The 14656-nt window shown below is 68.6% G+C and carries 15 protein-coding genes; 8 read left to right on the forward strand and 7 right to left on the reverse strand.

Annotated features, from left to right (window positions below):
- Positions 1-163: 163 nt before the first annotated feature.
- The gene (locus LCL61_RS09550; RefSeq protein WP_340686506.1) at positions 164-901 is read right to left on the reverse strand and encodes a TetR/AcrR family transcriptional regulator; all 738 of its coding nucleotides are present in this window, start codon (positions 899-901) and stop codon (positions 164-166) included.
- A 61-nt stretch (positions 902-962) separates the two neighbouring features.
- On the opposite strand from LCL61_RS09550, the gene LCL61_RS09555 reads away from it, so the two are divergent.
- Positions 963-1832, forward strand: a complete 870-nt coding sequence (locus LCL61_RS09555; RefSeq protein ID WP_340686507.1) for an alpha/beta hydrolase — start codon at positions 963-965, stop codon at positions 1830-1832.
- Positions 1833-1922: 90 nt separating this feature from the next.
- A complete protein-coding gene (locus tag LCL61_RS09560; RefSeq protein ID WP_340686508.1) occupies positions 1923-2402 on the forward strand; it encodes a hypothetical protein in 480 nt (159 codons plus the stop codon).
- Here LCL61_RS09560 and LCL61_RS09565 read toward each other — a convergent pair.
- Positions 2351-3826: a carotenoid oxygenase family protein gene (locus tag LCL61_RS09565; RefSeq protein WP_340686509.1), complete on the reverse strand. Its 1476-nt coding sequence runs from the start codon at positions 3824-3826 to the stop codon at positions 2351-2353. The two genes, LCL61_RS09560 and LCL61_RS09565, sit on opposite strands and share 52 nt — an antisense overlap.
- Positions 3827-3923: 97 nt before the next feature.
- Between LCL61_RS09565 and LCL61_RS09570 the strand changes: the two genes are divergently transcribed.
- Positions 3924-4889: a winged helix-turn-helix transcriptional regulator gene (locus LCL61_RS09570; RefSeq protein WP_340686510.1), complete on the forward strand. Its 966-nt coding sequence runs from the start codon at positions 3924-3926 to the stop codon at positions 4887-4889.
- A 74-nt stretch (positions 4890-4963) separates the two neighbouring features.
- Complete coding sequence (locus LCL61_RS09575; RefSeq protein ID WP_005162443.1) at positions 4964-5152, forward strand: DUF5302 domain-containing protein; 189 nt, start codon at positions 4964-4966, stop codon at positions 5150-5152.
- A 121-nt stretch (positions 5153-5273) separates the two neighbouring features.
- Here the strand turns inward: LCL61_RS09575 and LCL61_RS09580 are convergent, their stop codons facing one another.
- The 4 genes from LCL61_RS09580 to LCL61_RS09595 all read right to left on the reverse strand — a co-directional run bounded on the left by LCL61_RS09580 (position 5274) and on the right by LCL61_RS09595 (position 9368).
- Positions 5274-6344, reverse strand: a complete 1071-nt coding sequence (locus LCL61_RS09580) for a Glu/Leu/Phe/Val family dehydrogenase (RefSeq protein WP_340686511.1) — start codon at positions 6342-6344, stop codon at positions 5274-5276.
- Between the two features lie 159 nt (positions 6345-6503).
- Positions 6504-7697: a kynureninase gene (locus LCL61_RS09585; protein ID WP_340686512.1), complete on the reverse strand. Its 1194-nt coding sequence runs from the start codon at positions 7695-7697 to the stop codon at positions 6504-6506.
- Positions 7694-8476, reverse strand: a complete 783-nt coding sequence (locus LCL61_RS09590) for a tryptophan 2,3-dioxygenase (RefSeq protein WP_340686513.1) — start codon at positions 8474-8476, stop codon at positions 7694-7696. Before LCL61_RS09590 ends, LCL61_RS09585 begins: the two co-directional genes overlap by 4 nt.
- Before the next feature lie 70 nt (positions 8477-8546).
- A complete protein-coding gene (locus LCL61_RS09595; RefSeq protein ID WP_340686514.1) occupies positions 8547-9368 on the reverse strand; it encodes a PaaX family transcriptional regulator in 822 nt (273 codons plus the stop codon).
- Between the two features lie 48 nt (positions 9369-9416).
- Here LCL61_RS09595 and LCL61_RS09600 point away from each other — a divergent pair, with 48 nt between their 5' ends.
- The 4 genes from LCL61_RS09600 to LCL61_RS09615 are packed head-to-tail and all read left to right on the forward strand — an operon-like array spanning position 9417 to position 13154.
- Positions 9417-10142 (forward strand): creatininase family protein, encoded by a 726-nt coding sequence (locus LCL61_RS09600; protein WP_340686515.1) that lies wholly within the window; start codon positions 9417-9419, stop codon positions 10140-10142.
- Entirely contained in the window at positions 10139-11641 is a 1503-nt protein-coding gene (locus LCL61_RS09605) for a benzoate-CoA ligase family protein (protein WP_340686516.1), read from the forward strand. The genes LCL61_RS09600 and LCL61_RS09605 overlap by 4 nt, the downstream gene beginning before the upstream one ends.
- A complete protein-coding gene (locus tag LCL61_RS09610; protein ID WP_340686517.1) occupies positions 11638-12330 on the forward strand; it encodes an SDR family NAD(P)-dependent oxidoreductase in 693 nt (230 codons plus the stop codon). Before LCL61_RS09605 ends, LCL61_RS09610 begins: the two co-directional genes overlap by 4 nt.
- Entirely contained in the window at positions 12327-13154 is an 828-nt protein-coding gene (locus LCL61_RS09615) for an enoyl-CoA hydratase family protein (protein WP_340686518.1), read from the forward strand. Before LCL61_RS09610 ends, LCL61_RS09615 begins: the two co-directional genes overlap by 4 nt.
- Before the next feature lie 179 nt (positions 13155-13333).
- Here the strand turns inward: LCL61_RS09615 and LCL61_RS09620 are convergent, their stop codons facing one another.
- Positions 13334-14587: an HNH endonuclease signature motif containing protein gene (locus LCL61_RS09620; RefSeq protein ID WP_340686519.1), complete on the reverse strand. Its 1254-nt coding sequence runs from the start codon at positions 14585-14587 to the stop codon at positions 13334-13336.
- Between the last annotated feature and the right edge of the window lie 69 nt (positions 14588-14656).

The raw sequence follows: 14656 nt of genomic DNA on the forward strand, positions 1-14656 counted from the left end.
CCTACCTTCAGGGTAGGCAAGGAGGCCTTCACCGACCTGCAACCAGCCACCGGTGCCATCGCTGAAAAGAGAAGCCCCCGGCACCTCGAGGGGGAGGTGGGTGCCAGGGGCTTCAGGACCGGTGACGAGCACCGGTATTCCTCCACACTACGCCGATTCCCTGTCACGGCTCTGTCAAACTTCCCAGAGCGTTCAACTGGGTGAGCCTGATTTCCAATCCGTCGAGACAGCGCTGCACGGCGTAGTCGTAAAGACGCTCGTAGTAACCAGCGGCGAGGTCAGGATCCGCGACCAGCGCCGAAACCGACTCGCCCAGCGCCGCCATCCCCGGCAGGTCCTCGCGCGTGCGGTACGACGCGTAGCCCTCGCAGCGGTCGAGCTGGAGCGCCATCGCGCTCTCGCGGTCGTCCTCCATCGCGACGAACTGGCACGCGGTGGCGAGCAGCAGGTTGTATGCGAACGGCGACTCGGTGCCGAAGCCCGCCGCGAGCAGACGGCCGATGCCGGCGTTCATGGTCGGCACGGCGGCGGCGACCGACGGCCCGAACAGGGCCAGCCGCCGCGCCGAACCGGGATAGCGGCGCAGCACCCTCCGCACCGTCGGCAGGAACTCGTCGAACCACTCCCGCCACGGCAGGGTCTCGTCGGGCAGGGTCAGCTCGCCGACCACCCGGTCCAGCACCGCGACGACGACGGTGTCCCGGTCGCCCACGTGGTGGTAGACGACCGCGGGGTAGGCGTCGACGGCGGCCGCGAGCTGCCGCAGCGTCCAGTTCTCCAGGCCCGACTCGGCCGACAGCTCCAGCGCGGCGTCGACGATCCGGTCCCTGGTGACGGCCGGCCGTCCGGAAGCCGCGCGGGACCTGGGGCGCGAACCCGCGTCTTCGGGGAAAGTCGGCATGCGGGCTACCGTATCCGCATTCGGCTGGTCGTACGGCGGGGGCTTCCGGCAGGATCGTGCCATGCCCCGCGCGCGTGTGAACGGCCTCGAACTCGAGTACGACACCTTCGGCTCCCCCGCGGATCCGCCGCTGGTACTGGTGATGGGCCTCGGGGCCCAGATGGTGACGTGGGAGGTCGGCTTCTGCGAGCTACTCGCCGCCGGCGGGTTCCACGTCGTCCGGTTCGACAACCGCGACGTCGGCCTTTCGTCCTATCTGGACGATCTTCCCGCGCCGGATCTGGCCGCGCTCGCCGCGGGCGACCAGACCTCCGCGCCGTACCTGCTGTCGGATCTCGCCGCCGACGTCACCGGGCTGTTCGACGCGCTCGGGTTCGGCCGCGCGCACGTCGTCGGCGCGTCGATGGGCGGGATGATCGTGCAGCAGCTCGCGATCGACTCGCCGGAGCGACTGCTCAGCCTCACGTCGATCATGTCGACCACCGGGGATCCCTCGGTCGGGCATCCCGAGCCCGCCGCGCTCGCCGGGCTGACGCGGCCGCCGGCGGCCACCCGGGAGCGGGCGATCGAAGACGGTGTCGAGTGGTTCAAGCTCGTCGGTTCGCCCGGTCACCCGTCCGACGAGGAATTCCTGCGGATGAAGGCCACCCGGAATTACGACCGGGCGAATCACCCCGCGGGCGCGTTACGGCAGGCCGCCGCCATCGTCGCTTCGGGTGACCGCACGGCGGAGCTGCGCGAGGTCCGGGTCCCGACGCTCGTCATCCACGGCGAGAGCGATCCGCTGATCAACGTCAGCGGCGGGAAGGCGACCGCGGAAGCGATCCCGGACGCCGAACTGCTGCTGTTCCCCGGGATGGGGCACGAACTGCCGCGGCAGTTGTGGCCCGCGATCGCCGACGCGATCGTCGCGCACGCGCGTAAGGCCTGAGGGTCAGGATCCCGTCAAGAATCCCGGCGGAGGCGTAGGGAAGCCGTTCACGCCCGCGACCCGTCCGGTGACGCGGTGTTCCCTGGACGGATGAGGAAAACCGAGTGTTTCGGCTTCCCGTTCGGATGTGTCGCCGTCGTCGCCGCGGCGTCGGCGGCCGGGCTCCTCGGTTCGGCGCGACATCACGTCTTTTCCTTGCTGGCTTTGGGTTTGGTCATACTCGTCACCGGAATCGCGACGAGCGCGACCGCGACCGCCGGGACGGCGGTGATCGCCTGGAGTGTCCATTCGGGATTCACCGCCGGAACGCTGGGCGCGCTCCAGTTCACCGCCGAGACCGGCGTCGCCGCGGTCGTCTTCGCCGCCGCGACCGCGATCGGCTCACTCGCCGGAGTGGTACGGCGTCGCCTGGCGGCCGCCGCGTCCGAGTCGCCCAACCCCCTGGAAGGGGCGACTCGGACGCGGCTTTCCGACCCTGCGCCTGCCCACACCCCTCCGGTGGGCGGGCACGAAGGGGATCATCGGGTACGGGAAGGTTCCAGCTGGTCCGCCCGGACCCAGGTCGCGTGAAAACCGAGCGGGACACGCTGGGGCAACAGGACCCTGGCCACGGGTCCGGCAGCGAGATCGGCGGCGTCGAAGACGTCCAGCTCCGAGCGCCCCTCACGCTCGTCCTGGACGAAGGTCACCAGATAGCCGTCGTCGGAATCGGCGGCCGCGCCGTCGCGGGGTGCGAACGGCGCCTCACCGCCCCACCGGCCAGGACCGAAACGGTGTTCCGTCTTGACGCCGGCACGATTGTCGTAGCACACCAGGCCGTCGAACTTGAGCGTCGAATCCGGCGAGATGTGCACCGCGTAGGAGAAGCGATTCCGGCCGCCGACCACCCTCGAGTCGACGGACGGAAATTCGGTGTTGTCGTCGTCGAGCTGGTTCTCCAGGCACTGCCCGGTCCGCAGGTTGAACCGGTAGCGGTGCAGCGAAGCGTCCAGCCGCAGGTACGACAGCATCTTGGCGAGCGGGGTGTGCGCGTCGGCACGCGGTTGCGGCCGCTGCACGCGGCAGACGTCGAGGACGATTTCCTCGCCCTGCTCCCAGGAATTGACGACGTGGTAGATGTAGCAGGGGCTGGCTTCGAACCAGCGGATCTGGCTACCGTTACCGTAGCGAGGAAGCACCCCGAACCGGCTCGGCAGTGAACGGTCGAAGAGCAGCTTGTGCCGTCCGTTACGAGCCGCCTCCATGTCCTGGACCAGCGGCAAGTCCATCAGGATCGCGTAGTTCTCGGTGATCGCCATGTCGTGCGGCAGGCGAGGGCCGGGGAGTTCGATCTCGGTCGTGCTCGCGACCTTGCCGTCCGCGCCGATCACGCCGTAACGCAGGTACGGCGGCCGTGGCCCGTAGTCGAACCAGAACAGCTCGCCGGTGCGCTCGTCGGCCTTCGGATGGGCCATCATGTCGCCGACCAGCGTGCCGAGGAAGTCCTCCGCGCCCAGCGTCTCCAGCGACAGCGGGTCGACCGAGTACGGCGTGCCGCACAGGTACCAGGTGGAGAGCACCTTGCCGCGATGGAAGATCAGGTCGGTATTGGCGCTGTCCTTGACGTTCAGGCCGTGCGTGTTGCCGAACGGGTTGCCCTTGGGCGATTCCATGACGCCCTTCCAGAGCGCCTTGCCCGCCGCGGATTCGGCCTCGAAGGCCTTGGTGCGGATCCAGCGGTTGCGGTAGCGGGCCTTGCCGTTCTCCAGGTGGACGGCGTGGATCATGCCGTCGCCGTCGAACCAGTGGTAGCGCCCTTCCGGCTCGAACCGGGGGTTGGGCCCGTTGCGCAGGTACACGCCGTTCAGATCCGCGGGGATCTCGCCGATGACCTCGAGATCGCTCGCGTCGATCTCTTCCCCGACCGGGGCGTAGACGCCCATCAGATACGGGTTGACCTCGGATTCGCCGGTGGCGGCCGCCACCAGCACCGGCTGTTCGGAGGTACTGGCCATGGCCGTGACACTACGATTGCTGTAGTCAGGTGTCAATAGGCTTCTACTGCTGTAGTCAGTAGTACGCTGCAGCGACACAACCCTAGGAAGGAATCACGTGACAGAGGCAACGGCGCAGCGCGTCCGGCTTGCGGGCGATCCACTGCGCCGAGCACTCGAGCTGCTCGGGGACCAGTGGACCCTGCTGATCCTGCAGAGCCTCTTCCTGCGGTTCCGCCGCTACGAGGAACTCCGGCTGCGGCTTGGTATCTCCCCGACCGCGTTGTCCGGGCGGCTGCGCGCGATGGTCGAGGCGGGCGTGCTCGTCCGCACGCCGTACCGGGACGCGCGCCGCACGCGGCACGAGTACCGGCTCACCGAACGCGGCCTCGACCTGTGGCCGCTGCTGATCTCGATCTGGGCCTGGGAACGGGAATGGGTCGATGGACGGCGCGCCGTGCTGCCGACGCTGATCCACCTCGACTGCGAGCTGGCCACTTCGGCGCCGCTCGGCTGCGCCTCCTGCGAACGGCGGGTCGACGCCCGCGACGTCCGCGCGCGACGGCTCGACGACACCGGCGTCGTCGAAGCGACGGCGTCGAAACGCTTTCGCCGCAAGGACGCCGAATCCCTCGCGGGCGATCCGCTGATGTTCTTCCCCGACACCATGGAGCTCCTCGGAGACCGGTGGTCGACCGGGCTCGTGGTGAGCGCGCTGCTCGGGGCACGGCACTTCTCGGAGTTCGAACGCGAACTCGGCATCGGACCGAGCGTGCTTTCGGGACGGCTGTCGAAGCTCGTGGACGTCGGCGTACTGCGGACCGGGACCGCGAAGACCCGCACCGACGCGCACGACTACCGGCTGACGGCGAAAGGGCTCGCGTTCTTCCCCGCGCTGGCCTTCATCGCCGAGTGGTCGCGGGGTTTCGAGGTCCCGGGTCAGGAGCCGGACATCACGCTCGACCACGTGGACTGCGGTAACCGGCTGAAGCCGATCCTGCTGTGCGACCACTGCTGGCGGCCGCTGCTGCGCAACCGGGTCCGTTTCGGCGGCCCGGTCCAGCTGCCCACGCCGCCCAGGTGACGTAAATCGACTCGCCAAGCCGGTCGGTTCCTGACAGGGTGAGGACGTCACATGTCGTCACCTCGGAGGTAGCAATGACTGAACCGGCACCGTCCCCAGCGGATGGCGAAGAGGACGACACCAAGCGCAAGTTCCGCGAGGCCCTTGAGCGCAAGCAGGCCCAGGCCCGTTCGGGCTCGGCGCACGAGAACGGCGGCGGGAAGAACCTGCACGCGCACGGTCCGGCCGCGAACAAGCGCACCTTCCGTCGCAAGAGCGGCTGAGGTCTCCGCGCCCTGCCGATGCAATGAAGGGGCCTTTCATCGCAAATTTTGCGAAATCCTCACGNAAGGGGCCCTTCATCGCAAATTTTGCGATGAAAGGCCCCTTCATTGCGCTTGAGAGCTACACCGTCAGGATCGACCGCAGTCCGCCGACCTCGGCCATCCGGCGCTCGGCCAGCCGGTCGGCCGCCGTCGCCGGCGGGACACCGTCGGCCTTCGCCAGCGCGAAGACCGCCTTGGTGGTGTCGAAGATGGCCGTCGTCTTGCGCTTGGCGCGCGCGAAGTCGAAGCCGTGCCGCTCGTCGTCGACCTGGATCACGCCACCCGCGTTGACCAGGTAGTCCGGCGCGAAGAGGATGCCGCGGTCGTCGAGCTGCTTGCCGACGCCCGGGTGTGCGAGCTGGTTGTTGGCCGCGCCGCAGACGATCTTGGACCGCAGCACGCCGACGGTCGCGTCGGTGAGCACCCCGCCCAGCGCGCACGGCGCGAAGACGTCGAGCTCGGTGCGGATCAGCGTGTCGATGTCGGCGACGACCTCGACGCCGGGGTACGCCGCGCGGGTGCGCTCGATCGCCGCGGGCGAGACGTCGGTGATGACCACCTGCGCACCTGCCTCGATCAGGTGCCCGACGAGAATGTGCCCGACCTTGCCGACCCCGGCGACGCCGACCTTGCGGCCCGCGAGGTCCGGGACTCCCCAGACGGCGTCCGCGGAGGCACGCATTCCCTGGTAGGTACCGAAAGCGGTGAGCACCGAGGAGTCGCCGGCGCCGCCGTTCTCCGGCGAGCGGCCCGTGACGAACTCCGATTCGCGGGCGACGATGTCCATGTCCTGCACGTAGGTGCCCACGTCGCAGGCGGTGATGTAGCGGCCGCCCAGCGACTGGACGAACCGGCCGAAGGCGCGAAGCAGCGCTTCGGTCTTGTGCTTCTGGGGGTCGCCGATGATGACGGCTTTGCCGCCGCCGAGGTCGAGCCCGGCGAGCGCGTTCTTGTAGGCCATCCCTTTCGACAGCGCGAGGACGTCCGCGAGCGCGGCGTCTTCGGACTCGTAGGGGTAGAACCGGGTCCCGCCCAGCGACGGCCCGAGCGCCGTCGAGTAGATCCCGATGATGGCCTTCAGGCCGGTGGCCTGGTCTTGACAGAAGACGACCTGTTCATGGCCGGTACCTTGGCCGAACACTTCGGTCACTGTGGTGACTCCTTGTCCTGGAGTGCACGCTGCTTGTGGCTCACGTGCGAAGTTCCTGCAACAAGGCACAGTCCCCGACGAAGGTCGTCCGGCGGCGACGGTGCCACATCGCAAACCTAGATCGCCCCGGTCCGTTCGCCAAGCCGGGGGCGAGGTGTCTCAGCCGTTGACGACCTCTCGAAGGACGTGGAGCGCGGAATCGAGCTGCCGGTCGGACAGATACGGCGCCGGCCCGAACCTCAGGTACGCGCCGCGGCTGTCGGTCCGGACGCCGCGTTCTGCGAGCGCGGTCTGCAGCGCGCCGGCGTCGGCGCATTTCAGCGACAGGAAGCCGCCGATACGGTCCAGCGGCGTTTCCCGGTCGCGAGTGATGACGTCCTCGGGCAGCCCGAGCTGGTCGAAGCCCTCGGCGAGGAAGCCCACCTGGTGCCGCGATACCTCCCGCAGGAACTCCGGTGTGAGCCCGTGCTCGGCGAAGAAGCGGAAGACGCGAGCGCCGCGGTAGTGGCTCGTCGGGTCGTAGGTCGCTCCGGCGAACCTGTCCGATCCGGAGGCGTAGGCGATCTGGCCGGGCCGGCGCTCGTCCGCGAGCGCGCCGAATTCGGCGTACCAGCCGGTGACGACCGGCCGCAGTTCCTGCGCGTGCGCGGGCATCCGCAGGAAGCAGTTGCCCTCGCCGAGCTGGAGGTACTTGTAGCCGCCACCGAGGACCCAGGCGTTGGTGAGCCCGAGGTCGTGCAGCGAGAACGGGACGACGCCGAGCGCGTGGTAGGCGTCGACGACGAGGTTCACCGACTTCGAAAGGCAGACGTCGGCGAGATGCGCGAGACCCGGCACGAGGCGGGAGGTCTCGAACAGCACCGCCGAGACGAGCACGGCGGCGGTGTCTTCGGTGACCTCGGCCGCGACGCGTTCGGCCAGCGTGGCGACCGGCGCCGCGGGGACGCGGACCACCTCGACCCCTTCCTCGGCCAGCCTGCCCAGCTGACGGCGAAGCGTGTGGAACTCGCCGTCGGTGGTGACCAGCCGCGGACGGCGCGGCAGGTCCATCGCCGAGAGGAACCGGATCACCAGATCGTGGGTGCTGGCGCCGAGCGCGATGTCGCCGTGCGGGTCACCGAGCAGCGCCCGGAACCCGGCCCGCATCTCGTCCGCCTTGGCGAAGGCCCGCGCCCACTTGGTGTCGACCTCTTCGGCGGCGTCGGCGAAGGCTTCGAGAAGGCCTTCGCGCGCGACGTCCGGCCAGGCCTGGTGCGAGTGCCCGGTCAACAGCATCCGGCCCGCCACACCGAATTCCGTGTAGTGCGCCGCGAGCGCGTTGGGGTCGCGGCGGAGTTCGTCGAGGTTCGTCAAAGCCTGCTCCGCACAGCCCAGAGATCCGGGAACATCGGGGAGAAAAGCGTCGTACGCAGATAGTGCGCTCCCGACGAACCCCCCGTCCCGGTCTTGTCTCCAATGGTCCGCTCGACCATCTTCACGTGCCGATACCGCCACTCCTGCATCCCTTCGTCCAGATCGACCAGGTGCTCCGCCACGACGGACGGCCCGGTGTCGTCGCGGTAGACCCGCAACAGAATTTCTTGGAGCGCCGGAGAGGGTTCGAGTGGCTTGGTGACATCGCGCCCGGTCGGGACGTCGTACCCCTTCACCGCGAGGTAGGTGACGAAGGAGTCGAAGAGCGACGGCCGTGACATCGCGTCCGCGATCTGGGCACGCTGGTCACCGCCTTCGGGGTAGTGCGCGAACACCCGCTCGTCCCGGCGGCCGAGGACGGCCTCCAGAACACGGAACTGAGCCGATTGGAACCCGCTCGAAGCGTCGAGTCGCGCACGGAAACTGGTGAACTGGCTCGGAGTCATCGTCTCGAGCACATCGATCTGCGCGACCACCACCTTGAAGATAGTCAGGATTCGCCTCAGTGTGCGGACGGCGTGAGCGGTGTTACCCGCTTCGAGTTGCTCCTGCAGGTAAAGCGCCTCGTGGAGAACTTGTTTGAACCAAAGTTCATACACTTGGTGGATCACGATGAAGAGCAATTCGTCGTGTTCGTCGGACCGCGGACGCTGTGCGTCCAGCAATTCGTCCAGCGAAAGGTAGGATGTGTAACTCAATGCGGCCTGAGTGTCGTTCATTTTCCTGTCACTCCATCGATATCGCGCCGACCTTGATCGCGCTGCCTGGGCGCCCGCTCCCGGTCACCTGTCATTTTTCCGTCACCTCGTCGAAATGGCGTTGCGCCGCCGGGGCCAGCGCGTGATAGAGATCGTGGAACAGGTCGACCGCGGCCGCCCGGCTCGGCGGAGCGGGCACCAGCCCGACCGGGAGCTCCGGATCGAGTGACGGGAAGGCGCGGAACGTGTGCGTCAGCCAGGTTCGGACCCGGAACGCCTCGGCGTCGGGCAGGTCACCCGAGTATCCGCCGAAATCCCGGACGAACGCGTCGTACCGCGCGGCGAGGCCGTCGAGGTTCCAGGCCCTCGCGGCGAAGCGCCGGACGTCGAGGCTCGCCGACGGTTTCCCGAGCATCAGCCCGGCGTGTTCGGAGACGTCCAGCTCGCCCAGCAGGGCGAGCACCTCGGCCTCACGGTCGTGCGGGGCGATCCAGGTGCCGTCCTGGACCGGCCCGAATCCGAGGAAGCGCAGGCGGCGCACCAAACGTTCCCTGGCCTGGCGGCGGCTCTCCGGGATGCTCTGCCACAGCACGGTCCACTCCCCGACCTCGCGTTCGCGCCTGCCGAGCGAGAAGATCCGGCGGTCGCCGTCCTCCAGGAGCGCGATCGTGCGGCGGGTCAGCGAGTAGTGGACGAGCCTGCCCGCCTTGTGTCTCGCGAGCAGATCACGGCGGGCGAGCCTGGCCAGGGCGATCCGCGCGGCGCCGTCGGAGAAGCCGAGCCCGGCGAGCACGCCGACCAGGCCGCCGGACCAGACACGGCGGCTCTCGCGCGGCGACACGTAGGTGCCGAGCAGCGTCATCACCAGTTCCTGGGGACCTGGGTCGCCGTGGGGCGCGGCCGATTCGGGCATACGAGCAACTCTATACACCTCAGGCCGCTGCCATGTAGCTTGACTCGGGTGACGTACTTCGCGGAGTTGAGCTCACCTCAGGTCGCCGCGCTCGCGTCCGACGAGCGCGTTCCCGTGCTACTGCTGCCGGTGGGCGCCGTCGAGCCGCATGGACCACACGCGCCGCTGGGCACGGATCCCCTGATCTCACGCGGGATGTGCGAGCGCGCCGCCGCGCGGCTGGCGGGTGATCCCGGGGTCCGGGTGCTGATCCTGCCCGAGGTGCCGTACGGGGTGACGCGATTCGCCGCCGGGTTCGCGGGTGGCATCTCGATCGGCGAGGAGACCCTGTACGCGCTGCTGACCGAGATCTGCGGCGCGCTCACCGAGCAGGGGCTCACCCGGATCCTGCTGGTCAACAACCATTTCGAACCGGCGCATCTGGTGGTGCTGCGGCGCGTGGCCGAGGCGGCGGGCGTCGGCTTCGTCGATCTGGTCCGCCGCCGGTACTCCGCTCGGCTCACCACGGAGTTCCGCTCCGGCGAATGTCATGCCGGGCAGTACGAGACCTCTCTGATGCTCGCCGACCGGCCGGACCTCGTCGACGCCGCCGTCCAGCGCGACCTGCCCCCGGTCCACGTCGACCTGGCACGCACCGGCGTCACGGACTTCGTCTCGGCCGGGATGACCGAGGCCTACTGCGGCACTCCCGCCCAGGCGACCGCCGAAGAGGGCGAGAAGACCTTCTCGGTGCTCACCGACATCCTGGTCGAAGCGATCCGGGAACTGGTATGACCTTCAATCTGGCGACCCATTTCGTCGACCGCCTTCCCGGCGAGCGGACGGCGTTGCTGTGCGGCGACGAGGAAGTCACTTACGCGGATCTGGCGGCGCGGGTGAACCGGGCCGGGAACGTGCTGCGGGACCTCGGTGTCCGAAGTGGACAGCGGGTTCTGCTGGCGCTGAACGACGGCGTGGAGTTCGTGGCCGTCTGGTACGCGGCGCAGAAGATCGGCGCGGTCACCGCCGAGGTCTATTCCTTCCTCCAGCCCAAGGATTACGCGTACTACCTGGACTACACCGAGGCCGCCGTCGTCATCGCGGACGGCTCGACGTTGCCCGCGCTGCGTGAAGCCGGGGCGCGGAACCTGCTGGTCGTCGGCGATGTCGCACTGGAGCCCGGCGAGCACTCGTTCGACGCGCTGGCCGCATCCGCGTCGGCCGAACTGGAGGCCGCGCCGACCACGCTGGACGACGTCGCGATCTGGAAGTTCACCACCGGGAGCACCGGCTCCCCCAAGGCATGCGTGCACCCGGCGCGTAGCGCGCTGGAGAGCTTCGACCGGTACGCGCTCGGCGTGCTCGGCCTCCGGGAGGACGACCGCGTGCTGGCCGTGCCGAAGCTGTTCTTCGGCTACGCGCGCGATCTGACCGCGTTGTTCCCGTTCGGTGTCGGCGCGTCCGGGATCGTGTTCCCGCAGCGCAGCACCGCCGACCTGCTGTTCTCGCTGATCGAGCGCTACCGGCCCACGATCCTGGTCAACGTGCCGACCATGATGAGCGCGATGATCGCTCACCCTGCGGCGTCTACTGTGGACATGAGCTCGCTACGGCTCGCGACGTCCGCGGGCGAGGCGCTGCCTTCGGAGCTGCATCGCAAGTGGGACGGCCTGTTCGGTGTCCCGGTGATCGACGGGATCGGCTCCTCGGAGGCGTACCACATCTATCTGTCCAACGTTCCCGGCGCGCAGCGGGTCGGCAGCCTCGGCCGCGAGGTACCCGGCTACACCGCTCGCGTCCTCGACGAGAGCGGCGATCCCCTACCGGATGGGGAGATCGGCACCTTGGAGGTGACCGGCCCGACCATCGCGCGCGAGTACTACGGCGACGCGGAGAAGACCGCGCGGACGTTCCGCGGCGACACCCTGCGCACGGGCGACCTGTTCAGCCGCGACGGCGACGGGTACTTCCACCACCACGGCCGCGCCGACGACCTGCTGAAGGTGTCGGGTGTGTTCGTCGCGCCGAGCGAGATCGAAGACTGTCTCATCGGTCATCCCGCGGTCGTCGACTGCGCGGTACTGGGTGTCACGGTCGACGGCCTGGTCGTCCCGCGGGCGTGCGTCGTCCTGGCGGAGGGCGCTTCCGCCACGGCCGAGGAACTGAAAGACCACGCTCGGGCACACCTGGCGAAGCACAAGTACCCGCGCGAGGTGGTGTTCGTGACCGAACTCCCCCGCACCGCCAACGGAAAACTCGATCGGCGCGCGTTGCGCCGGGTGGAGGCAGAGTGAGCAGGATCGTCGTCGTCACCGGCGGGACCCGCGGGATCGGCGCGGCCATCGCCGCCCGGTTCCGGGCTGCCGGGGACAAGGTGCACGCCCCCGGCCGGGCCGAGTGCGACGTCACCGACGAAGACGCCGTCGCGCGGTACTTCGACGGCCTCGGCCCGGTGGACGTGCTGGTGAACAACGCCGGCATCTCGGCGAGCGCCCCGCTGGCGAAGACGTCGCTGGAGCAGTGGCGCACCCAGATCGAGGTCAACGCGACCGGTGCTTTCCTGTGCACACGCGCGGTTCTGCCCGGTATGCGGTCGCGCGACACCGGCCGGATCGTCACCGTCGCCTCGACGGCGTCGCATATCGGCTACCGCTACACGGCCGGGTACACCGCGTCGAAGCACGCCGCCGTCGGCCTGATGCGGGCCACCGCCGCGGAACTGGCGGGCACCGGCGTCACCGCGAACGCCGTCTGCCCGGCCTTCGTGCGCACGGACATGACGGCCGCGTCGGTCGCCAGGATCCAGGAACGGACCGGCCGCGACGAAGCCGACGCGGAAGCCGCCCTGGCCGCCGCGTCGCCCCTTGGTCGCCTGCTCGAACCCGACGAGGTCGCCCACGCGGTGACCTTCTTCGCGGCGCCCGAAGCCGCCGCGATCAACGGACAGACACTCGTCCTCGATGGAGGTGGGATCCAGTCATGAGCCCGTTCCGCGCCACGCCGCCGATCACGGCGGACTGGGAGCACTTCGAGTTCACTGTGGACGATGGCGTCGCCACGGTCACCTTGGACCGCCCCGAAAAACTGAACGCACTCACCTTCGACGTCTACGCGGACCTGCGCGATCTGCTGGCCGAGTTGCCGCACCGCGGCGACGTCCGGGTGCTGGTCGTCACCGGCCGGGGCCGCGGCTTCTGCTCCGGCGGCGACGTCGAAGAGATCATCGGCGAGCTGCAGAAGATGGAGTCCGCGGAGCTGCTGGAGTTCACGCGGATGACCGGCGCGGTGGTGAAGGCGCTGCGGGAGTGCCCCATCCCGGTGATCGCCGCGGTGAACGGCATCGCGGCGGGCGCGGGTTCGGTGATCGCGCTGGCGAGCGACTTCCGGCTGCTGGCGTCCTCGGCGAAGTTCGCCTTCCTGTTCACGAAGGTCGGCCTGGCCGGCGCGGACATGGGCTCGGCGTACCTGCTGCCGCGGCTGGTGGGCCTGGGCCGGGCGACCGAATTGCTGATGCTGGGCGACAAGATCGACGCGACCCGCGCGGAGGCGATCGGCCTGGCCTCGAAGGTGGTGCCCGACGCCGAGCTTGCTTCCGAGGCTTCCGCGTTGGCTCGACGTTTGGCCGATGGACCTGCTCTGGCGTATGGGACGACGAAGGTCCTGTTGACGCGGGAGCTGGATATGGACCTGGGGAGTTCCATCGAGCTGGAGGCGATCACGCAGGCTTTGCTGATGACGGCGAAGGACCACGGGGAGTTCTACGCGGCGTGGACGGCCGGGCGTTCGCCCCAGTGGACCGGGCGATGAGCGCTTTTCGCTGACCGTCGCTTTGCCGAGCGTCGGCCTTTCGGCCGTGATCGGTCCGCCGGCGATGCACTGTGTGGATTTTGGGGCGTTGGATGACCAGAAATCCACACGGTCACCGGGCTTGGCCGGCGCCAGGCATGACGAGGGGCCCGCCGGGTGGCTGGCGGGCTCCTCGGGGTTCAGCGGTGGTGCAGGGTGTTACGCCGGGGTTGTCGGAGCGGATCCCGGTATTGGGGTGGGATGAACTCCGGTAACCCATCGGCCGCCATCCGTACTTCCCAGTCACCGTGATGAATCAACCGATGATGAAAACCGCAGAGCAGCACCATATTCCGAAGATCCGTTGGCCCGCCGTCTGCCCAGTGCTCAATATGATGAGCGTGGCAATTCTTCGGCTTCCGATGACACCCCGGGAACGCACAGCCACCGTCGCGGATGTTCAACGCGCGTCTCTGGCCGGGCGTGACGAATCTGCGCAGCCGCCCCATATCCAGAGGCTCACCCGAGGCACCCATCACCATCGGCAACATCAGACAGTCGCAGGCGGCTAGTCGGGCTTCACGGGCGGTCATCGTGCCGACGAAGTCGAGGCAGGCGGCGCCGAGACCGGACTTCAACTCCTCAAGCCCGACCGTGACATGCACCAAGGTGCGGTAACCGCCGGTTCCCGGCTGATCCGGACAGGCGATGGCCAGGTCCAGCAGCTCAGCCCAGGCATCCCCCATGCGCTCGCACTTCATCCGCAAGTCCGCCTGACCGAACTCGTCCACCGGCCGCGGCTGGGCATGCGCCTCCAAAGCAGCGGCCGTGCGGGCACCGGTCTCATCGTCGAGGAGACCAGTCAGCTTCCAGAAGCCGTCTTTGCGGCGCTCCAGGGTGATTTCCCGGCGCGGCTCCTTCGACTCAGGATCCTTCGGCTCGTCGCCGTCCGGATTCAGCAAGCCCAGCAGGTTCGCCTCAGCCTCAGCGAGCTGCCGCGGACCAGCGCTCGGGGCAAGGTTCGCCAGGATCCTCTCCGCACCCGCCCGATCCTCCGCCGAAATCTCGGCCGGGAGGTTTTTCAAGATCTCCAGGATCTGATCGATCCTTTCGTCCCCGACCAATCCCTGAGCGGCGACAGCGGCAGTGGCGGGAGCGACAGGCGGAACCTCCGTGCCATCCAGAGCGCGGGTGGGGTTCAGGGCGATCGCCCGCTTCACTATCGGACCCGCCTCGCCGCGCGACAATCCCGCCAGATCCGCGAGCCAGCTCGCCGTACTGCCATACCCATACAAGTCTTTGACGCCACGAGACTCGATCTCTGCCAGGAACCGCCCCAAACAGGCGGTCGCCATCCGAATCACCCGCAACGACTGCTCCACGCCATGCGCAAGCTCCAGCTTGCCAGCGCGCCACAACTCCTGCGGCAACTCGGGAAGAAGGGTCTCGGACACCCCTCAAATGCCGCAACTCCATCGAACACGTGTTCGTAATTCTGAGCAACAGGCCAACTCGCATCGACA

The sequence above is a fragment of the Amycolatopsis coloradensis genome, from assembly GCF_037997115.1.
GTDB lineage: Bacteria > Actinomycetota > Actinomycetes > Mycobacteriales > Pseudonocardiaceae > Amycolatopsis > Amycolatopsis coloradensis_A.

Excerpts from the sequence above, each read along its gene's own strand:
- LCL61_RS09550 (WP_340686506.1), bottom strand. The coding sequence starts at position 901 with ATGCCGACTTTCCCCGAAGACGCGGGTTCGCGCCCCAGGTCCCGCGCG.
- LCL61_RS09555 (WP_340686507.1), top strand. The coding sequence starts at position 963 with ATGCCCCGCGCGCGTGTGAACGGCCTCGAACTCGAGTACGACACCTTC.
- LCL61_RS09560 (WP_340686508.1), top strand. The coding sequence starts at position 1,923 with ATGAGGAAAACCGAGTGTTTCGGCTTCCCGTTCGGATGTGTCGCCGTC.
- LCL61_RS09565 (WP_340686509.1), bottom strand. The coding sequence starts at position 3,826 with ATGGCCAGTACCTCCGAACAGCCGGTGCTGGTGGCGGCCGCCACCGGC.
- LCL61_RS09575 (WP_005162443.1), top strand. The coding sequence starts at position 4,964 with ATGACTGAACCGGCACCGTCCCCAGCGGATGGCGAAGAGGACGACACC.
- LCL61_RS09590 (WP_340686513.1), bottom strand. The coding sequence starts at position 8,476 with ATGAACGACACTCAGGCCGCATTGAGTTACACATCCTACCTTTCGCTG.
- LCL61_RS09595 (WP_340686514.1), bottom strand. The coding sequence starts at position 9,368 with ATGCCCGAATCGGCCGCGCCCCACGGCGACCCAGGTCCCCAGGAACTG.
- LCL61_RS09605 (WP_340686516.1), top strand. The coding sequence starts at position 10,139 with ATGACCTTCAATCTGGCGACCCATTTCGTCGACCGCCTTCCCGGCGAG.
- LCL61_RS09615 (WP_340686518.1), top strand. The coding sequence starts at position 12,327 with ATGAGCCCGTTCCGCGCCACGCCGCCGATCACGGCGGACTGGGAGCAC.